This window comes from Allobosea minatitlanensis (assembly GCF_964020775.1).
The window spans coordinates 970,236-990,328 of sequence record NZ_OZ224509.1; the positions used below are offsets into that span (position 1 = coordinate 970,236).

The 20,093-nt window shown below is 63.3% G+C and carries 16 protein-coding genes and 2 pseudogenes; 11 read left to right on the forward strand and 7 right to left on the reverse strand.

What is annotated here, in order from left to right; all coding sequences use genetic code 11:
• Positions 1-1,146: pseudogene (locus tag ACWH43_RS04615) on the reverse strand (ABC transporter substrate-binding protein).
• A 251-nt stretch (positions 1,147-1,397) separates the two neighbouring features.
• On the reverse strand, positions 1,398-2,255 hold the full coding sequence (locus tag ACWH43_RS04620) for a p-hydroxycinnamoyl CoA hydratase/lyase (protein WP_260348526.1): 858 nt from the start codon (positions 2,253-2,255) through the stop codon (positions 1,398-1,400).
• Between the two features lie 60 nt (positions 2,256-2,315).
• Here ACWH43_RS04620 and ACWH43_RS04625 point away from each other — a divergent pair, with 60 nt between their 5' ends.
• The gene (locus tag ACWH43_RS04625; RefSeq protein WP_377785408.1) at positions 2,316-3,296 is read left to right on the forward strand and encodes a LysR family transcriptional regulator; all 981 of its coding nucleotides are present in this window, start codon (positions 2,316-2,318) and stop codon (positions 3,294-3,296) included.
• 199 nt (positions 3,297-3,495) lie between these two features.
• On the opposite strand, the gene pcaQ is transcribed toward ACWH43_RS04625, so the two are convergent.
• Complete coding sequence (gene pcaQ / locus ACWH43_RS04630) at positions 3,496-4,500, reverse strand: pca operon transcription factor PcaQ (RefSeq protein WP_260348525.1); 1,005 nt, start codon at positions 4,498-4,500, stop codon at positions 3,496-3,498.
• A gap of 99 nt (positions 4,501-4,599) precedes the next feature.
• Here pcaQ and pcaD point away from each other — a divergent pair, with 99 nt between their 5' ends.
• The 5 genes from pcaD to pcaF all read left to right on the forward strand — a co-directional run bounded on the left by pcaD (position 4,600) and on the right by pcaF (position 8,550).
• Entirely contained in the window at positions 4,600-5,394 is a 795-nt protein-coding gene (pcaD, locus tag ACWH43_RS04635; protein WP_260348524.1) for a 3-oxoadipate enol-lactonase, read from the forward strand.
• Positions 5,387-5,782 carry a 4-carboxymuconolactone decarboxylase gene (gene pcaC, locus ACWH43_RS04640; protein ID WP_260348521.1) on the forward strand — a complete coding sequence of 132 codons (396 nt, stop codon included), beginning with the start codon at positions 5,387-5,389 and terminating at the stop codon, positions 5,780-5,782. Before pcaD ends, pcaC begins: the two co-directional genes overlap by 8 nt.
• 130 nt (positions 5,783-5,912) lie before the next feature.
• Positions 5,913-6,656: a protocatechuate 3,4-dioxygenase subunit beta gene (gene pcaH / locus ACWH43_RS04645; RefSeq protein ID WP_260348519.1), complete on the forward strand. Its 744-nt coding sequence runs from the start codon at positions 5,913-5,915 to the stop codon at positions 6,654-6,656.
• Positions 6,656-7,282, forward strand: coding sequence for a protocatechuate 3,4-dioxygenase subunit alpha (gene pcaG / locus ACWH43_RS04650; RefSeq protein WP_260348516.1), 627 nt, complete (start codon positions 6,656-6,658; stop codon positions 7,280-7,282). Before pcaH ends, pcaG begins: the two co-directional genes overlap by 1 nt.
• A gap of 59 nt (positions 7,283-7,341) precedes the next feature.
• Positions 7,342-8,550: a 3-oxoadipyl-CoA thiolase gene (pcaF, locus tag ACWH43_RS04655; RefSeq protein ID WP_260348508.1), complete on the forward strand. Its 1,209-nt coding sequence runs from the start codon at positions 7,342-7,344 to the stop codon at positions 8,548-8,550.
• A gap of 526 nt (positions 8,551-9,076) precedes the next feature.
• Here the strand turns inward: pcaF and aroQ are convergent.
• The 4 genes and pseudogenes from aroQ to ACWH43_RS04675 all read right to left on the reverse strand — a co-directional run.
• The gene (aroQ, locus tag ACWH43_RS04660) at positions 9,077-9,520 is read right to left on the reverse strand and encodes a type II 3-dehydroquinate dehydratase (RefSeq protein ID WP_260348503.1); all 444 of its coding nucleotides are present in this window, start codon (positions 9,518-9,520) and stop codon (positions 9,077-9,079) included.
• A gap of 148 nt (positions 9,521-9,668) precedes the next feature.
• Positions 9,669-10,508 (reverse strand): shikimate dehydrogenase, encoded by an 840-nt coding sequence (locus ACWH43_RS04665; RefSeq protein ID WP_448153408.1) that lies wholly within the window; start codon positions 10,506-10,508, stop codon positions 9,669-9,671.
• Positions 10,509-10,593: 85 nt separating this feature from the next.
• The gene (locus ACWH43_RS04670; RefSeq protein WP_260348494.1) at positions 10,594-11,661 is read right to left on the reverse strand and encodes a Gfo/Idh/MocA family protein; all 1,068 of its coding nucleotides are present in this window, start codon (positions 11,659-11,661) and stop codon (positions 10,594-10,596) included.
• Between the two features lie 89 nt (positions 11,662-11,750).
• Positions 11,751-11,990 (reverse strand): annotated as a pseudogene (locus ACWH43_RS04675) (GntR family transcriptional regulator); the annotation flags it as partial.
• A gap of 213 nt (positions 11,991-12,203) precedes the next feature.
• Here ACWH43_RS04675 and ACWH43_RS04680 point away from each other — a divergent pair.
• The 5 genes from ACWH43_RS04680 (at position 12,204) to ACWH43_RS04700 (ending at position 19,927) form a co-directional block, all read left to right on the forward strand.
• Positions 12,204-12,890: a hypothetical protein gene (locus ACWH43_RS04680; RefSeq protein WP_260348490.1), complete on the forward strand. Its 687-nt coding sequence runs from the start codon at positions 12,204-12,206 to the stop codon at positions 12,888-12,890.
• Between the two features lie 96 nt (positions 12,891-12,986).
• The gene (locus ACWH43_RS04685) at positions 12,987-14,264 is read left to right on the forward strand and encodes a hypothetical protein (RefSeq protein WP_260348484.1); all 1,278 of its coding nucleotides are present in this window, start codon (positions 12,987-12,989) and stop codon (positions 14,262-14,264) included.
• A gap of 289 nt (positions 14,265-14,553) precedes the next feature.
• Positions 14,554-14,688 (forward strand): hypothetical protein, encoded by a 135-nt coding sequence (locus ACWH43_RS04690; RefSeq protein WP_260348482.1) that lies wholly within the window; start codon positions 14,554-14,556, stop codon positions 14,686-14,688.
• A gap of 257 nt (positions 14,689-14,945) precedes the next feature.
• Positions 14,946-15,773, forward strand: a complete 828-nt coding sequence (locus tag ACWH43_RS04695; protein WP_260348478.1) for a hypothetical protein — start codon at positions 14,946-14,948, stop codon at positions 15,771-15,773.
• Between the two features lie 272 nt (positions 15,774-16,045).
• Positions 16,046-19,927: a hypothetical protein gene (locus tag ACWH43_RS04700; protein WP_260348473.1), complete on the forward strand. Its 3,882-nt coding sequence runs from the start codon at positions 16,046-16,048 to the stop codon at positions 19,925-19,927.
• Positions 19,928-20,093 lie beyond the last annotated feature (166 nt).

Consider the following 20,093-nt stretch of genomic DNA (forward strand, 5'->3'; position numbering starts at 1 on the left):
TCATCTCGTCGTCATGCTGCCGAGCAGCGGGCAGCCGCCTTCGGCCATGGGCCTGAAGGCGGCATCGCCCGGCACCGTGCTGACGAGGTCGTAATAGTCCCAGGGCCGCTTGGAATCGGCCGGGCGCTTCACCCTGAAGACGTAGTTCTCGTGAATCTTGCGCCCGTCGGCCCGGACCATCCCGGTTCCGAACGCATCGTCGTCCGTCGGCAGTTCCTTCATCTTGCGCACGACCTCGGCCCCGCTTTCCGCCTTTCCGAGCGCATGGATGGCCCGCAGATAGTGGACGACCGCGCCGTAGGTCCCGGCCTGCATCATCGTCGGCTTGCGCCCGCGATTGCGGTCGCTCCATCGCTGGCTGAAGGCGCGCGTGCGGTCGTTCAGGTCCCAATAGAAGGTTTCCGTGACGAGCAGGCCCTGCGCCGTCTCGAGGCCGAGAGCGTTCGCGTCCGTGATGAGCATGGCGAGGCCGACGATGGTCTGCGTATCGGTGAGGCCGAACTCGCGCGCCTGTTTCGCGGCCCGGCCGGTATCCTCGCCTCCGTTCGCGAGCGCGACGACCTCCGCGCCCGATGCCTGCGCATGGAGCAGATAGGACGAAAAGTCGTTGCTGTTGATCGGATGCCGGACGGAGCCGACCACGGTGCCGCCGAGGCGCGTCAGGGCGCGCGTCGCCTCGTCCTACAGGCTGTGGCCGAAAGTGTAGTCGGCCGTGATGAAGAACCAGCGCTTCTTGCCCGCTCTGGCCAGCGACTCCGCCAGCGAGGTCGACTGCCCATAGGTGTCGTAGGTCCAATGGATCGTATTCGGCGAGCACTGGGCGCCGGTCAGGGCGGTGGTGCCTCCGGCGGAGACGAGGCAGACCTTGTCCTTCTCGCGGGCCAGCGTGTTCACGGCGAGGGCGACCGCCGAGTTTCCGAGATCGGCGATGGCATGCACGCCGTCCCTGTCGAACCATTGCCGGGCGATGTTCGATCCCAGGTCGGGCTTGTTCTGATGATCGGCCGCGAGGATCTCCACGCGCCGGCCGGTCGCGGCACCGAACTCCTCGGCAGCCAGGCGGGCCGCTATCACCGAGCCCTCCCCGGTGCTGTCCGAGAACACGCCAGACTGGTCGTTGAGAACCCCGATCCGGATCGGAGCCATCGATGCCTGGGCCCGGCCGCGCTGCGGCAGCGCGCCGAGAATTGCCAGTCCCGCGAGCGCGCGGCGCGTTATTCCAGCCACAGCCTGTCCTCCCCCGATTTTATATTATTTCTATCTACATACGGCCGCCCGCATCGTGCCTCAACGCGGGAAGCGTCTCCCTGCATCACCTGCGTGAATACACGCCATCAGCCGGATCAATCCTCACGGGGCGCCACGGCCCGCGGATGTCCAGCCGGCCTTGCGCGACCTCAGCCTTGCCCGATCTTGGCGTCGTGGCTCTCCAGGCCCGGCTTGAACTTTCCCTTGAGGAAGTCGCCGATCCCCTCGGATTTCCATGCATCGCCCTGGCGGACGACCAGCTCCTGCTCCTTGGCGAAGGAATAGGCCATGGCGGCGTCCCAGCTCATCTCGAGCGACATATGGTAGGCTTCCTTCGTCGCCGCCATCGCATGAGGATCCTTTGCGGCGAGCTCACGGGCCAGCTCCATGGTGGTGGCTTCGAGCTCTGCCTTGGGTACCGCGAGGTTGACGAGGCCGATCTTCTCGGCCGTCAGCCCGTCGAAGGGCCGTCCCGTCATGCCGTACCAGAGCGCATCGCGCGGGCGCAGCAGATTGGCGAGGCTCTTGCTGACGCTGCCGCCCGGGAAGAGCTTGAAGTTGATTTCGGAGAGACCGAAGGTGGCTTCCTGCGCCGCGACGGCCAGATCGCATCCCTCGACGATCGAGAAAGCTCCGCCGAAGCAGAAGCCGTTGATCATCGCGATCGTGGGCTTCGGATAGTTGCGCAGCGTCCGGGCCCGCCATTCGACGGCCATGCGCCAGACGCGCTCGTATTCGGCCGGAGCGTCCTTCAGCGCGATGAAGAACTCCTTCAGGTCCATGCCCGCGCAGAAATGATCCTCCGCCCCGGTGATGACGAGAACGCGCACCGCGTCGTCGTCGCGCAGCAGCGCGAGAGCGCGCGTCATGTCGCGATGCAGCGACGGGCTCATCGCATTGCGTTTCCGCGGGCGGTTCAGCGTAATCTTCGCGACGCCGTCCACGACATCCACCAGGAGAGTCTCGAAGGTGACGCCGCCTGCGGCCTCTGCCGACCCGTTTTCCATGAGCTCGAAATCCCGCTTGGTGACATGGGGTGGCGCGCATAGCCTGTCGGACGAAAGGTCTTGAATGCGCCCCGTGAGCGACCGTTATCCCGAGCGCAGGCGATCGACGAATCCGAAGACGCAATAGGCAATATTCATCGAATGGATACTGACCGGATCGATCTGAATCTCCTTCGCCTGATGCGTATCGTCGACCAGGAGGGAAGCGTGACGCGCGCGGCCGAAAGGCTGGGCTTGTCGCAGCCTGCCGTCAGCAACGCTCTCACCCGGCTGCGTCGCACGCTGGGCGATCCGCTGTTCGTGCGCAGCAGCGCGGGAATGGAAGCGACTCCGCGCGCCCGGCGGGTGCTGGATTCCTTCGATGCCGCCCTCGGCATGATCCGCCATGGCCTCGGCGCCGATCCGGGCTTCGATCCTGCGGCGTCGGACCATATGTTCGAGGTGCTCATCTCCGATCTCGGCGAGATCGTGTATCTGCCGAAGCTGATGCGGCATTTGCAGGCACATTCGCCCAATATCCGCATCCGGGTGCGTCAACTGGCACGGGGCGGCTACGGGCATGCGCTCGAGGCGGGCCTTGCCGACCTCGCGATCGGCTACCTGGCGAATCCGCGTGGCAGCCTGCGATCACGGCCGTTGTTCACCGACAGCTTCGTTTGCATGGTCCGGCGCGATCATCCTGTCCTGGATGCACCGCTAACGCTCGAGCGGTACCTGCAATTGTCCCATATCTCGGTCGCCAGGGCGGGGGCGCGGGAGAGCCTTGTGACGGCGAGCCTCGGGGCGCTGGGCGTGGAGCGCCAGATCGCACTCGTCATACCCCACTTCGCAGGCGCTCCCCAGATCGTTGCCGCGACGGATCTGGCGGTCACCGTTCCCAGTAAGCTCATCGATGCCCACACGGCGGCAGGCGTCGTCAGCATTCCGCTACCCTTCGCGATACCGGACATCCGCCTCGCCATGTTCTGGCATGAGCGATTGCAAGAAGACCTCGCCCATCGCTGGTTGAGAGATTTGTTCGTTCATCTGTTCGCGAATTAGGCAGCTCTTCGGAGACCGTTTGGGAGCATTCTCCTGAAGTCGGCATAGCCGCTTCGGCAGCTTTGTCGATGATGGTGATGTCTGCGAGCGCACTCCGTTTTAGAGCATTTTCGAGCGAGGCAGATGCCGCGCGCGTAAAGGAAACGCGATGAAATAAAAGCTTGGAACGATTTTCGATTCAGGGAATTGCGGAATTACTTTATTCGGGTCGGCTTTGATTAGACGGCCGCAGATCTCCTGAATATTGCCCCGCCTTGATGTCAGGCCTTGTCCGAAAATCGATAGCAGACCGTAATGAAGCTACAAATAGCTGAGCCGGGAAAGGCAGATCGGTATCCGTGCGTGTCGTGAGGCCGACGGGACCGATCGTGTCGTCGGTATCGATCGGCAAGGTCTTGAGTATGCCCTTGGCGACATCCTCGGCGACCACGCCTTCGGAAATAACCCAAATTGCATCCGTTCGAAGCAGATAGTTCCGAGCGAAGGCATCCGAGACTGTTTGAATTTCACCCTCGGAGGGCTGAACCGAGTGCGCCACGAAAAAGCGCTCGACGGTCGATTGTATGACGGAGCCGGGCGGTGGAACCAGCATTTGATAGGTTGCGATGTCGGAGATACTGAAGCCGGCGACTCCGAGGAGCGGATGCCCCGGGCGCACAGCAAAAGCGATTGGCTCCGAGTAGAGATATTCGAATGCCAAGCCCTTCATTGTCTCCGGAGAAGCCATGCGCCCGACAACCAAGTCGATGTCGCCCAGGCGCAATTGAGACATGAGCACGTCGTTGGATCCAGTAACAACCCGAAATCTCAGGCTTGGGATGCTCTTCGCGAGATCCGCAAGGGCTGTCGGCAATATTCTTGCTGAAACCGTCGGCAAAGCGCCGATGGTAAAGATCGACTGCTCGGAGGCTCTGTTCTGGCCAACCGTCCTGATGCCTAATTTGAGAGCCGTGACGCTGGAATCTGCGTAGCGCAGAAAGACTTCCCCTGCAGATGTCAGCACCATCGACCGACGCTTCGGCTCGAAAAGAGCTGCTGACAAGGCCGTTTCCAGCTCGTGAATGGTCTTGGAGACGGCGGGCTGGCTGAGACCAAGCGCCGTGGCCGCTTTGACGGAACTCTTGAGGCGGGCAACCTCGATGAAGCATGTGAGATGGCGAAGCCTGATCCTTCCATCCAAGCGAACAAATTGGGCTCGTGGCATTTAGAATAACCTGGAAGTTATCGTACAAGGCGATAATGCCATTTAACATAAATGAATTTTCAGGTCATGTTGGGGCCTCGGCAAGGGCATGGAAGTTCGATGGCATTCACGCGGCTCGGCCACGGCCTGGTTCATTGGCGCGAAAGCGGCCCAGCCGGCGCGCCTGCCGTGGTCCTGGTCAATTCTCTCGGCACGGATTTTCGCATCTGGGACGAGGTCGCCGCGGCCTTGTCCGCCAATTGGCGTATCATTACCTATGACAAGCGCGGCCATGGTCTCTCCGAGGTACCGCCGGGGCCCTATGCGATCGGGGACTTCACGGACGACCTCATCGGGCTTGCCGATCATCTCGGCCTGACGCGCTTCGCTCTCGTTGGCCTTTCAATCGGCGGGCTGATCGGGCAGGATCTGGCCGTGCGGAGGCCTGAGCGCCTTACGGCGCTGGTCCTGGCCGATACCGCCTCGAAGGTCGGCACGGCCGAGAGCTGGAATGCGCGCATCGAGACGATCCGCAAGGGCGGGCTCGCGGCGATCGCCGATTCGGTCATGGAGCGCTGGTTCACGCCCGCCTTCCATGCCGGACGGCCGGATGATCTCGCCGGCTGGCGCAACGCGCTGCTGCGGCAGCCCGCCGATGGCTATATCGCGACCTGCCAGGCGTTGAGCCAGGCGGATCTGACGAATGCGATCGGTTCGGTCCCGGTGCCGACGCTTGCCGTCGTCGGCGACGGTGATCTCTCGACGCCGCCCGATCTGGTGCGGGAGATGGCGCAGCGCATCCCAGGCGCGGGCTTCGCACTGATCAAGGGTTGCGGACATATTCCGCCAGTCGAGCAGCCGGACCGGCTGCTCACGCTGGTGACGGAGCATCTGGAGAAGCACGGACGTGGCTGACGCACAGGATCGTTTCACCCAAGGCATGGCGACCCGTCGGTCCGTGCTCGGCGAGCGCTATGTCGCCGCGGCGGTCGCGAACACGGATCCCTTCACCGAGGATTTCCAGACGCTGATCACCGAAAGCGCCTGGGGCACGGTCTGGTCGCGCGACACGATCAGCAAGCGCGAGCGCTCGATGCTGACGATCGCGCTGCTCGCTGCGCTCGGCCATCATGACGAGGTCGCGATGCATATCCGGGCGACGCGCAATACTGGCGCCAGCATGAGCGACATCAAGGAAGCGCTGCTGCATGTCGCGATCTATGCCGGCGTGCCTGCGGCCAACCACGCCTTCAAGATCGCCAAAGCGACCTATGCCGAGATGCAGGACGACCAGGCAGACTGAACCCGTCCCGCGCTCGGGTCGCTAGACGGCGAGATCGCCATAGATTGAGCAAGATCAAAACCAGTCGGGCCGATCCCGTTGTAAACCAACCCGATTCAACGAGAGACGCTCCATCTAGGGAGGCGCCGCAATGCGCAACGAAAATTCGAGCCATCAGGGCGGCTCGTTCTACCAGCGCGACCGGAACTGGCATCCGCCCGCCTTTACGCCGGAATACAAGACCTCGGTGCTGCGTTCGCCGAAGAACGCATTGCTCTCGCTCGGCAATACGCTCTCCGAGATGACCGGACCGGTCTTCGGCCACAACATGCTCGGGACGCTCGATAACGACCTGATCCTTAACTACGCGAAGACCGCGGAGCCGATCGGTCCCCGCATCATCGTGCACGGCCAGGTGCTTGACGAGGACGCGCGGCCGGTGCGCGGCGCGCTGGTCGAATTCTGGCAGGCCAATGCCGGCGGCCGCTACCGCCACAAGAAGGAGACCTACCTCGCCGCCATCGACCCGAATTTCGGCGGCTGCGGGCGAACCATCACCGACGACGAGGGCCGCTACTGGTTCCGCACGATCAAGCCCGGCCCCTATCCCTGGCCGAACGGGGTCAACGATTGGCGTCCGGCCCATATCCATTTCTCGATCTTCGGCCAGGCCTTCGCGCAGCGTCTGATCACCCAGATGTATTTCGAGGGCGATCCGATGATCTGGCAGTGCCCGATCGTGATGGGCATCCCCAGCCGGGAGGCGGTGGAGCGGCTCGTCGCGGCTCTCGATCGCGAGGCGACGCTGCCGATGGACACGATGGCCTACAAATTCGATATCGTACTGCGTGGCCGGCGCTCGACCCTGTTCGAGAACCGGATGGAGGGCAACTGATGGTCCAATCGCTCCGCCGCCTCAGGGAAAGCCCGTCGCAGACCGCCGGCCCCTATGTCCATATCGGCGCGACGCCGAACTTCTCCGGCATCGAAGGGGTCTACCCTCACGATCTCGGCTCGCAGCCGCTCTCCCCGGAGGTGAAGGGTGAGCGCATCGTCGTCACCGGCCGCATCTTCGACGGTTCGGGCACGCCGATCAAGGACGCGCTCATCGAGATCTGGCAAGCCGATGCGCTGGGACTCTATCCGGGCCAAGGCGAGCGACGGGGCGAGGCCGACCCGCATTTCCCCGGCTGGTTCCGCCAGCCGGTCGACGGCACCACGGGCGTCTACCGCTTCGAGACGATCAAGCCGGGCGTCGTACCTTATTTCGACGGCCGCGCGATGGCCCCGCACATCACCTTCTGGATCGTGGCGCGCGGCATCAATATCGGGCTGCATACGCGGCTCTATTTCGGCGACGAGGAGGCAGCCAACATGGCGGATCCGATCCTCGGGCGCATCGAGCATCGCGTACGTGTCCCGACGCTGATCGCCGCCCGCACGGACGAGGACGGCATGCCCACCTACACTTTCGACATTCGCCTGCAGGGCGAGAACGAAACCGTCTTCTTCGACATCTGAGGCAGCGGAGAGCCGCCTTTCCAGCCTCACCAGTCAGCGGCGAACAGAGTACCGACGATATGACCGAAGCCTTCATCTGCGCCTATGTCCGCACGCCGATCGGCCGGTTCGGCGGTTCGCTCTCCTCCGTCCGTGCGGATGATCTCGGCGCCGTGCCGCTGAAGGCCCTGGTCGAGCGCAACCCGGGAGTGGATTTCGGCGCCGTCGACGACGTGATCTACGGCTGCGCCAACCAGGCGGGCGAAGACAACCGCAACGTCGCGCGCATGTCGCTGCTGCTCGCCGGCCTGCCCAAGGAGGTGCCGGGCACGACCATCAACCGGCTCTGCGGCTCGGGCATGGACGCGGTCATCGCCGCCGCGCGCGCGATCAAGGCCGGCGAGGCCGAGCTGATGATCGCCGGCGGCGTCGAGAGCATGTCGCGCGCGCCCTTCGTCCTGCCCAAGGCCGACAGCGCCTTCTCCCGCCATGCCGAGATCCACGACACCACGATCGGCTGGCGCTTCGTCAACCCGCTGATGAAGGCGCAGTACGGCATCGATTCCATGCCCGAGACGGGCGAGAACGTCGCGGCCGACTGCCATATCAGCCGTGCCGATCAGGACGCCTTCGCGCTGCGTTCGCAGCTCAAGGCGGTCGCAGCCCAGCAAAACGGCCGATTGGCCAAGGAGATCGTCCCGGTGCTGATCCCGCAGCGCAAGGGCGATCCGATCCGCGTCGAGATCGACGAGCATCCGCGCGGTGACACCACGCTGGAGAAGCTCGCCAAGCTCGGTACGCCGTTCCGCAAGGAGGGCGGCACGGTGACCGCGGGCAATGCGTCGGGCGTCAATGACGGGGCCGCGGCGCTGATCGTCGCCTCGGAGAAGGCGGCGGCGAAATACGGGCTGACCCCGCTGGCGCGCGTCGTTGGCGGGGCCGCGGCCGGTGTTGCCCCGCGCGTCATGGGGCTGGGTCCTATCCCCGCGACGTTGAAGCTCTGCACCCGGCTCGGGCTGAAGCCCACGGATTTCGACATTGTCGAGCTGAACGAGGCTTTCGCCTCGCAGGGCATCGCCGTGCTGCGCGAGCTCGGCATTCCCGAGGACGGCGCGCATGTGAATCCGAATGGCGGCGCGATCGCGCTCGGCCATCCGCTCGGCATGTCCGGCGCCCGCATCGCCGGCACGGCCGCGCTGGAACTGTCCCTGACCGGCAAGCGCCGCGCGCTCGCCACCATGTGCATCGGCGTCGGCCAGGGTATCGCCGTTGCCCTCGAACGAGTCTGACACGACGGGATAATCTCCCGCCGGCACCCGGACATGGCGTCGGCCGCAATGCGTCGGTGGCCGAGGTTGTGAAGATTGACCCGGTGCGTTCGCTCTATCCGGAGCGGTCCGAATGCCCGCCATTGGTGTCAACCGGATCATCAAAAGCCCGCTATCGGGCCGTCCTCCTCGCGGTGCCGTGTACGTTTGGCGTAGTCGGGGCATACTCGCCTGATTGAAGGCCGATCAAAAACGAGATTCGCCGGCCGGAGGCGACAGGCCCGGCGTTCGCCGATCCCTTCCCGGCATCGAAACCACGGCGATGGCTGCAGAAGACGCAGAAGACCGGCAAGGCGGCGCTTGCCTGCGATCTCGCGTTACCGGGCGTCGGCGTGGATATCGGCGAAAGCGCAGCACGGGTCGCTCCGTTGCTCGCTTTGCCGTCGAGCCACATTCGTGAATGTTCAGGAGAGGACATCGCCGGCTGCGCTGTTTCCCGTGAACCACGGAACAGCACGATCGAAATGCTTTCCTAATGATATGCTTCTTATCGGCTATCGATTATTCGAGCGATACTACGCAGGCAAAGTTGATAGCCATGCGTCCCAAACCCTGCGATGACCCCATCGGCGCGGAGGGAGACATAGGAATGATGCCTGAACGCTTCACGTTTGTGGACATTTGAGATGTGGCATTCGAACACCGGATTGTCGAATGTATTCAGGGCATCAAGGATCGCAACCGACGTATGGGTGAATGCGCCTGGGTTAATGATCAAACCGCCGGCGATCTCTCTCGCCTCATGTATCCAGTCGATGATCTCGTATTCGCGATTGCTCTGATGGAAGCGCAGTTCAAGTCGAAGCTCCTCAGCAAGCTTGCCGCATTCGCGTTCGACGTCCGCAAGGGTTTCGTCGCCGTAGATATGGGGCTGGCGCTTCCCGAGCAAATTCAGATTTGGTCCATTGATAAGGAAAACAAGTCGGCTCATTGATCATCCTCGGTAGTTAATTTAAGATTTTTCGATTTTAGAGCATCGCCTCGAAGCATCGCCTCGATAAGTGAAAAGCGGTCAGTGAAAAGCCGATGCTGAGGCAAATCCTAGACCATCGGGCCGGGACGACATTCGGCCCGACGGTCTAACGCGCCGCGATCTGTTCGAAATCACTGAGCATTCGCTCAATGTCTGGCTCGACGTTGGCGAATAGGCGGAACTGCCCGGCAGCCTGCAGGACGGTCATTGTCCCGCCGTTCAGGGCTTTTGCGCCCAGCGCGCGCGCCTTGCGCAGCAACTCTGTCTCTCGTGGGAAATAGATGATGTCGATGACCCACAAATCGGAGCGCAAGAATCGCTCTGGCAGCGGCATCCCCGGATGCGCGTCCATGCCGACAGGCGTCGCATTGACGAGGCCTTCCGCCGAGGCGACCGCGGCTTCGAGATCATCTCCGCGCCGGATCCGTCCTTCTCCGAAATGCCGCGTCAGGGTATCCACGACACGGTCAGCTTTACCGGCGTCGACGTCGAAGATTGTCAGGTTCTGCACGCCCACAGTCAGCGCCGCGAAGGCGACCGCGACGCCGGCACCGCCGGCGCCGAGCTGGACGACGTTCGCTCGCGGCTGCCCGCCCATGTCACGGCGGAACATCTCGGCGAACCCTACCCAGTCGGTGTTGTGGCCGATCCGCTTGCCATCCCTGAAGAGCACGGTGTTGGCAGATCCGAGCGCCTGTGCCGCTTCGGAGAGTTCGGTCAGATGCGAAATGACGAGCTGCTTGCACGGATGCGTGATACCCAGGCCGTCGAAGCCGCATCGTTCAGCGCCAAGCAGCAATTCGGGCAAGGCGGTTTCGTCGAGCCCGAGCCTGGCGATGTCGATGAGCCTGTAGAAGTAGCGAAGACCTTGCTGTTCGCCTTCGCGCATGTGGATCTCAGGCGCGAGCGACTGTTGGATGTCAGCGCCGATCAGGCCGATCAGCACGGCGGGCTTGCTTGAGGGCATGGGATTCCTGGGAGTTGTTAAAGCTTCGTGAATGCGCCTGCCGCAGCGGATCGTCGACGTTTCGCTACCTCGCGATCGAAACGACGCCTCCGGTGGTGATCGCCTTCAGAATGGCATCGACGACCCGCAGATTCTGGAGGCCGTCGCGCACCGTGACCAGCGGCTCTGCCTTCCCCTCGATGACGTCGCAGAAATGGTCGATCTGCTGGGCGAGGGGGTCCGCCACGTCGAGTGACAATCTGGTTTTCTCCAGGGCCTTATGCCAGGAGCGGTCCTCCTCCCTGATGTATCTCTGCAGCCGCATTGTCGGGATGGCCAGTGTTCCCCAGGTTCCGCTCACCAAGTAGCAATCGTCATCGTCCGTATGAGCCTTGGCGAAGCGGAACTTGTCTTCCCCGGAGGTGTGCTCCCAGCTCCGGTCAGTCGCGGCGGTATCCGAGAGAAGGAACGTGCCGAGCGCGCCGTTCTCGAAACGCAGCGTGATCGCGGCGGTGTCCTCGACTGGAAAGCCGCGGGTCGCGCTGGAGGCCATGGCCTGGACTTCGACGATCTCACCGACCAGTGCCCGCAGATTGCTGACTTCGTGAATCATATTGAGCATGATCGGGCCGCCACCCGGTTCGCGCCGCCACGAAAACGCGCCGTCGAAATAGCCTTCGGACTCGGCCTTGTAGAACAGCGCGGTCCCGACCACCGCTACGATCTTACCCAATGCTCCGGAGCCGATCGTCTCGACGGCCTTGGCGATGACCGAGCCATACCGGCGGTGATGACCGACCAGCAGTTTCGCATTCGCTCGTTCGGCGATTTCAACGAGCTCAATGCCGCTTTCCAGAGTGTCGGCCACCGGCTTTTCGATGATCGCCGGGACACCAGCCTCGATACATTGCTTCGCGTGGACGACGTGCAACTGATTGGGAGTTGCGAGAACGATGCCATCGGGCTTCGCGGCAGCGAAGAGGGCTTCTATCGTCGGATACAACGGGACGCCAAGCTCTCGCGCCTGTTGAGCTGCGGCTTCCGAGGGGTCGACGATCGCTGAGAGATTGCAACGGTCGCTGTCCATGATCATGGCGATGTGGCGGCGGCCGATCAGGCCAGCACCGGCAACGGCTAGATTGAGATGTGGCAAGGAATCCTCCCGCGATTCAGTCTGATTCAATTTGGGGTTCGACGGAGCTACGCCGGCAGACGCTGGCAGCTTCGCGAGGAAGGCGGCCTCTACGGCGCGATTTTATCGGCGAGATGAGCGCGGAGATTGGTGCCGGTGCGATGGATGTGATCGCGCAGCCGCTCACATGCGAAGGCTGCGTCCCGCGCGACAGCGCCTTGCGCGATTTCGCTATGCTCGACGCTGACATTGCGATCGCCGGCGGTGGTGCGAAGAAAGGCGCGGCGATAGCGATCGTTAAGGTTGAGCAAAACGCGGCAAAAGCCCAGCAGGATCGGCATGCGGCAGCCCCCATTTGGGGCGATCTGCGACGGAAACGGCACGGCTGACATCTGATAACTCGCGCTTATCAGATGTGAAGAATTCCTCGGTGCAAGAATGCGTAGCTAAGTGCCTTTAGCTACCGCGACGCTGGTCTTTCGCCACGATGACAGCTGGCCCGACGACCCCAAATCCCACTCTGCGAGCCTCCACTTGGTCGAAGTGGCCTAATGGAGGCGCCGATGGGAACGGCGGAAAGGGGCGTCGGCTTGCTGACGGCACAGGCGGTGCTAGCGACATTACAAACCATTCGTTTAAATCCCTGGCATAAGATTCTTCCTCCGGCTCTACGAAGCTATCGGCGTCAGCGGTCATATAATTCCATGCGAAAGATCACCTTGAAGCCGGTTGAGCTTACGTTCCCGACCCCAAGTGGCAGTGTTCCCGTCGGTGTGATAGACGGTCTACCGCTATGGTACACCAAGAGGACGCCGTATGCCGGCGAAGTACCTCTTGCTCATGCCGATATCGCACAAGATTTATTGGACGCGGTCGACGAGGCCCTTTCCCCGCTATTTGGAGGCGACTGGCCCCATCCTTTCCATGTTGTCACGGGCGTGAGCGCGCGAGCCGTGCAGCGTGATCGTATTTTCAAGAACGGTCTGCCTCCCGCGATACTGTTTTTCATAGGGCATGCGTCCGAGATGAGCACCGCGGTTGCTCCCCCTCGGGCTTTCGGAGACCTCCTGCTGGCAGCCGCTCGAATGATGGCTGGTCGGGAGGGCGGTTCGGCCACGCTGCGCCTTTCCTCCAGCGAAATCCCACCGATCGAAATCCGCTTGCAAGCCTTGTTGCCACGAGCCGTATCGATGGTCGGTCGATTGCGGGTCGGAAAAGAGCCAACATTCTTACGCGCTTTTGAAACGTGATATTAAAAAGGGGGTGCTATTAGGATCATCCCCAACCATTCGGTCGCGGCATAGGCCGGACTGACGGTAGCTAGCCCACTATCGGCGAGACCGTGCATGACCGAATTTTCCCTCGACGCCCGTAGTGCGTCCATTGAACACGACTGCGTAAATCAGACGATCCAGCATGCCGACTCGAACACGGGAGTGACGGTCGGGCCTGCGAGGATGCGTCGCAAGCAGCGGTTGGCTCGCAATCCGCTTCCGAATGCGAGCGATCTTGCCGCGGTGATCCAGGCATCCTCCTCGCTCAAGGAGGCTGCGGCGAAGCTCGGCGTATCCCAAACAACCGTTGCCAAGCATGCGCGCAGGCTTGGCGTCCGCAGTGAGTTCCGCCTCGGGCGGGAACGGCTGCCGCCGGACGACATCCTCCGGGGGATGCTGCTGGAAGCAGGCCAGGGCAGCGGGCTGAAGTCGCTTGCGCGGAATCTCCATGTCACGACGACCCTGCTCGCGGCGAAGGCCGCAGAGATCGGTGTGGACGGGCGGCGCCAGGTTCGGCGCGGATTGCCGGATGACGCTGCGCTGTGCCAGATGATCAGCTCGTGCTCGAGCATGAGTGCCCTCGCGGCGCGCTTGGGAGTGGCTGACCATCACATTCGGAACCAGGCCCGGCGCCTCAACGTGCGGCCGGGTCAGGATATCGTCCTCTCGGAGGCCGACGATGTTTGCCTCAACGGTGGGGCTGCGACCGTCGACCTGGACCACGCCGCGCTTCAAAAGCAGGCCTTGGAAGCGCAAGAGCTGTTCAACCTTGCGGCTGAAGATCTGGCCGAAAGCGAGGCGGAGCGGGAGAGGCTTCGGCTTGAGAAGCTTCAGCTCGAGGCCGAAACAGCGTCGCTTCGCGCGCAGCTTTTGGCTCTCCGGGAAAGAGCTTCGTCCTCGGCTGCCGTTGTCGCGCCGCCCGAGACGCTCGAAGAGCTGCTGGATTTTGTCGATAGGCACCTGGGGCCGGATGTCATCGTTCTGCCCAAGGCGATCAAGGCGACCCGCAAGTGTCTCGATGTCAATGTCGAGCGCCTCTACACCGCCTTGACCTTTCTTCGGGACAGCTATGTCCCCATGAGGAAGGAACAGATCTCTTCGGGCGCCTACGCCGCCGCCTTGCGGGGCACCCTGTTCGAGGAGGTGCCCTCGCTCGCCGACGCGTCGAAGCTTTCCACGATGGGCTACACGGCCTCCTGGGAGGGCAGGAAGGTCGAGCTCGAACGGCACCTGAAATGGGGCCGCACCCCCAAGCGTCTCATTCGCGTGTATTTCCACTATTGCGACAAGCGCGGCAAGGTGGTCATCGGCTGGATGCCGACGCATCTGGACACGAATTCGACGAATTAGAGCGGTCGTCGGTTCGCCATCCGGAGCTCACCGGCGATTGGCCGCTCTGGATGGCCGGCTGACCGCCTTTCCGTCCGCGTGCGGCATTCGCCGATTCTGAAGTCCGGCCCCCACGCATAAAACCTCCGGCCAAGACAGTATGGCGCGTCAAATTAAGTTTCCGTAAACGAGGCAATTAACCATGAACTCCGCAATGCACTCCGGTAAAAACTCTATTTTTGAGAAAGTAACCTTCAATTAACGAGCGGCTTATATCGTAAGTAAATCGTCAATCAAAAGGCTATATAGAATGCCGCTCAAGGACGAGAGCGCAAAGATTGCTGCCATCGAGCGCTTCAGAGGCGCACGGGGTGCGTTTTCGGCCGCCAATATTCTGAATTTGAACTATCCGGGAGTCTATCGGATTGCTAGGGGGCTCGTCTGATGAAGCGCATCGTTGCCGAGAAACGCGCGCGGCCTGTCGCCCGCCATTTCGTTGCCGGGGAGCACGGATGGAGATCGGTGCGCGCGCCGCCAAACGTTTCAACGAAGATCGGCCGCTGGCTCGCTTGACGCGAAGCCCGTCGAGCCGAGCAAGGGCAATCTATCAGCAGCGCAGTGGTTGTTCCGCTGGACGGTGATCGTCGCGGGAACCGCAATTCAAACCCTCTACTCCAAATCATCGACCGGAGACACATCGTCATGATCATCCAGATCGACACCCGAACCGCCATCCTTCGTGCCACCCAGTCCTCCAGGTCGGAGGGGATCCGCTGCGACTTCGACCCGGACCTCCTGCATTACGCCAACCGCAATGCGTTCGATGTTCAGAGCGCCGAGCCGATCGCTTTCATGCGCGACCTCTTCGCGAAGAACGAGATCGTCTTCGCGATCGTGCCGCATGCGGAGGAGCCGGGCGCTTTCACGACGGATGTGCTCCAGGGCGCCAAGACGATTGCCCGCGCGATGTCGCTCAACCCTGCCTCCGACGAGGGGATCGATGTCCAGGTGACGGCCTGGCACTGCTCGGACGCGGCCGAGGCGATGCGGATTCGCGCTGCCTTTTCGACGGACACCCGTCTGGACCGGGAGCGGATGCTGAAGAAGCGGAAGAAGAGGAGCTTCCGGTTGTCCAGCCCGTCGGGGCGCTTGCCGGTTCCGGCGGAGTGGCGGGGTAGGCTTGAGCAGGCCAACCGTAACCTGGAAGCCATGAAGCGTGCTATCGCGTCCGGAGTGGACCAGCGCGATTGGTACCGCGATCTCTTTGCTCCCGCCGGCGTGGTTTTCCTGATCTATCACGACAGCGATGAGCCCTACGGCTTTGGCTATATCGTGGCCAAGGGCATGCCTCTCATGGCGCGGGCGATCCGCGAGGGCGGCAGCCTGTCTTGCGCCACGACGTCGATGGTCGTCGCTTCCAGGGAGCAGGCGCAGATGATCTTTCGGGACGTCGGGGATTTCGATGAGGTCTTCGGTTCGAAGGGCGTCGGTTCGCCGTCGGGCGCGGCCGGCTCGTCCCGGCTGCATTGATGCGCGGGCATTGCCAGCCACCCGGCTGAGCGACGCTTCATCGCCCTGGTGCGTCAGGTAAGCATCATCGACGCTGAGAAAATAACCTCAGCGTTGATCGTTACGAACGCTGCTCCTGTCCTGGCGTCAACTTTGGGAATCAAGATCGGAAGCTAAGGTGAGTTAGCTTCTCGATTTTGAAGTTGCTCGGCCATCTGGTAGGTTTGGATTCGATTTGCTTGCGATCGGTTGCAGGGGTGCCCCCGGCGCAAGTCTAGCCAAGGTGAGTTCCTGTGTCGGTAGCGTCCGAAGAGTCCAAGCCTGCAAGCGCTTTTCCGGTTGAGGGCCTTCCCTTTGTCTTCGACCATCCGCTCCTCAAGGGCGCGCGGCCTGTCACCGAGGATACCCCCAAGGGAACCGTTCGCTCGCGCTGGCACGAGCCGCACGAGCCGCATTTCAGGTGGTGGGCGAAGCGCTGCCTGGAACAGGGTTGGTCGATCTTCCCGCAGAACCGGGATGGCGGCCGCCGGCCGGCGCTGGTCGCCGGCGAGTCGGTCCGGCCGTCGCAATATCGCGACAAGCTGCCGTCTGCAGCGGAAATCGAGTTCTGGTCCTGGAAGGCGGGCCTGTCGAACGTCGCGGTGCAATTCTGCCCGGCTTCGGGGCACAGTTTCGCCATCGATATCGATGTCGAGGGCGAGCCGAATACCACCCGCATTATCCGTTTGGCGTTGGAGATCCTCGGGGAGACGCCGTTCCATCGCTGGGGCCGGCGGCCGGCCCTGATCTATCGGCGCGACCCGGATCACCTCCTGCGCTCGGCAAGCTATCGCTTCGACGACAATGGCAAGCCGTCTTCCGACCAGATCGAGATCCTGTCGGACGGCAAGGCGCTGACCTGCTTCGGCGAGCACTACAAGACCGGGCAGTATTTCACCTGGCCGGTCAAGCATCTCGCGGAGGCCGGCCCGGAAGCCGCGCCGCTGGTGACCGCCGATCAACTGCGGCAGTTTCTGGACGCGGTCGATCAGTGGCGCCCGCTCGCCCGCTATCGCACCGGGGTCGCCAGCGCCTTCATCGGGGAAGCGGTCGCGTTCGATGGCGAGGTCATCACCCCGCCGCGGCGCCTCGAGATCGGCGTCTGGGAAAAGGATGGACTTGGCAAGAAGCTTGTTGACGGCAGGCAGGAATTCTTGTTCCGGCGCGCCCTCGCTTACGTTCGGCTCAATGCCGACGCCGTCCGCAGCGAGGACGGCAGCAAAGTGGTGTTTTCGCGTTACCTCGATGAGGCCCTGCGCAGCCTCGGCCGCACCGGGCGTTGGCATTCCGACGAAGCGATCCGCCGCGAGGCCGATGGCATTTTCCGCAGGACGCGAGACAATCTCCTTGCGGATAGGATCAGGCCGGCCATCGTCGCGGTGCAGGAGGACGGCACCCGCATCATCTCGCCGACCGACGCCGTGCTCGCCATCGATGGCGACCTCGGCGAGGCGAAGGGCTGGCTTCCCGAGCCGGGCTCGAAGCACCGCCGCACCTCGCCACGAAAAATCCTTCGGAAGATCGACGCCGATCACATGCCGGATCGCGATCGCGCGGAGAGGCTGCGCCTGCTCGATACGTCGGCGCGAATCGCAGTCGGCGAGCGCGTGGCCGACGAGGTCCGCGATGCGATCGAATCGTTCCTGACGAAGCTCTGGGACAGCGCTGACCAGATCGCGGCGTTGCTGGAGGAAGGCAAGGCGCTTCCTGACGCCTTGCACGAGGTCGGAGCGCTCGTTGCGCCGACCGGTGCCGGCAAGACCTCGACGCTGATCCGGAGGTTCGTCGCGATGAGGGAGCAGCGGGGCCCGCTCCCTTTCGCGCTCGCGGTCTTCCTGCCCGGTCATGCCAATGCCGAGGAAGCAAAGACCGTTGCGATTGATGCTGGCGCAGATGACGCATGGGCGGAAGCACTGGACGCGGCTCGCGACATCACGGTGCTTCAGTATAAGGGCAAGGTTGCCGCCGGCTGCCTGCTCGGTGATCGCATGGCCAAGCTCCAGGCCGCCAACGTCTCCATCGCCGGCATGTGCGTTTCGCAAACGGTCGATCCTGTCACGGAGGAAAAGCGCGAGGAGGTTTGCGTCCATCGCGATGTCTGTCCGGTCTGGACGCAACTCGAGCTCGCCAGAACGGCCGACCTCATCCTGATGCCGCATGCCTACCTGACCGCGCCGCTGCCCAAGCCTGTGTCGGAAAGGATCGGCGCCATCATCATCGACGAGCGATTCTGGCCCGAGATCGCCCGGACGGCTTTCCTGCCGATCGAAGCGCTGCGAATGGCCAGGAAGTTGCCGTTTCTGCTGAAAACGGACAGGCGCAATGGCATGTCCGCCATGGACTACGTGATCAACCGCGATCGGGCGGCCGATCTCGCGATCAAGGCTCTGCTCGCCGGCGAATGCCCGGCACGTGCGCTGGCATCTTATGTCTATAAATCGTCGCTGTCGAAGAAGTCGATCAACGGCCTCGAGCTGGTGCACGCGGCGAAGACGATCTGCGGTCGGGCCAAGAGCTCGGCGCTCGCAGTGCGTCCGAATATGAGCGCAGCCGAGGTCGACGCCCTGCTGGCCCGCCCCGAGGCGGACCATCTGATGATCGAGTGGCGCTTCTGGAGCATCGTCGAGGACGCCATTCTTGCCTATCGCTCTGGCAAGAGGCGGGGCGAAGGCCGTGAGCGCCGGATCAAGCTGCTCCAGGCGGAAGGGCAGGAGCCGCAGATCAGGATCTCCTGGCGCGGCAAATTCGTGCTCGCAAATCGTCCCACGTTCCTCCTCGATGCCAGCGCGGACGAACGCATCCTTCGCAAGCTCTACGGGTCGCGCCCGGTTCGCGTCCATCGCGTCGATGCGCCGCTGCACCTTCGCACCGTGGTGATCGCCGAAAGTTTCTCGGACCAGAGCCTGCTGCCCCAGACGGACGCTAACAAGGCGCCGGACGACCGTGAGCGAGCGGCGATCAGGCTGTCCAAGGTCCGGCATCTCATTTCGCATCTCTGCGGGCTCTACCCGACCGAGCGCGTGTTGATCGGCTCGACGCTGCCGGTGGAGAAGGCGGTGAAGGCCGCCTGGGGCTCGCCGCCGAATGCGGACTTCGGCCATTTCGGGGCGTTCCGTGGCCTCGACGCTTACAAGCACCATGCTGTCGCGCTCAGTGTCGGGCGCATGGAGCTGCCTATCGACGTGCTCGATGGTCTGGCGGCCGCGTTCAGCTATGACGACGAGACCGAGGAGGCCGACTGGAATGCCGACGGCACAGGCTGGGTGGGAAATCAGCGCTTGCGGGCCCCGAAGGGCGAGAGGCGCCTCCAGCGCCGTGATGGCGCGTATGTGACCATCGAGGACGCCGTCTTCCCCGATGGGTATCCCTGGCATCGCGCCATCCAGGCCCAGTGGCGCGAGGAGGAGCTGCGGCAATTCGCCGGCCGGTTGCGCCCGGTGTATCGGACAGGTGAGGCGCCGCTCTGGATCGTCTGCGCGACCTGCGTCCCGAGTGACTTCGTTGTCGACGACGTCCTGACCCTCGATCAGGTCGTCAAGGGAGCGGGCCTGGCGGAGCTCGCAAGGCGCATGGGCGGCGTCCTCGACGAGAAGGGGGCTGCGCTCCATCCCGAGGTGATCGGTGGCGAGACCATGATCGCTGAGGCGATCGCGGCCATGAACCCGCGTGTGGCGCAGGGATATGCCACCGTCCGGATCTGGGTCGACGGCGAGACGGATGGGCGCCTCGTCCGCGTCGCGGTCTGGGCACCGGATATGTGGCAGGCCATTTACGACGCGCAGCGCCGGCTCGGCCGCGAGCTCGATCGGTACGAGGTCGTCGATACCTGCGCGGTCACTAATGCGCTCGCCGTCATCCCCGCGCCCAGCAAGCTCGATCGCGCGATGAGCCGGCTCCCGAACGCCGCGACGGCGACGCGGGAGGAGCTTCTCCAGGAGCGGGCCGATGCCGAAGCCATCCTGCGCGAGCGCGTCATGGAGGCGGCCCAGGCGAAGCCGCCGTCGGATCCGTGGTCGTGGTCGGCTATCTCCATCGGCGGCTTGGGTAGCCGCTTGCCGCTCGACGTCCTGATGATCCTGACGACATTCCCGCCCGCGGAGGAGCCCAAACCCCCGCCCGATGTGCAGGCGGCCTAGAACCCGCAGGCCGTTCCGACATTGCGGCATGATGAGACGGGCCTTGCGCCCGCATGAGCCCGGCTGCCCGAATGGCGGTCGGGTTTCGTCGTTTTTGGCCCTGCAGCCGTCCGCTGCGCGTATTTTCCCGCAGCGACAGGGTGATACCGGACCTTGACGGCGCGTC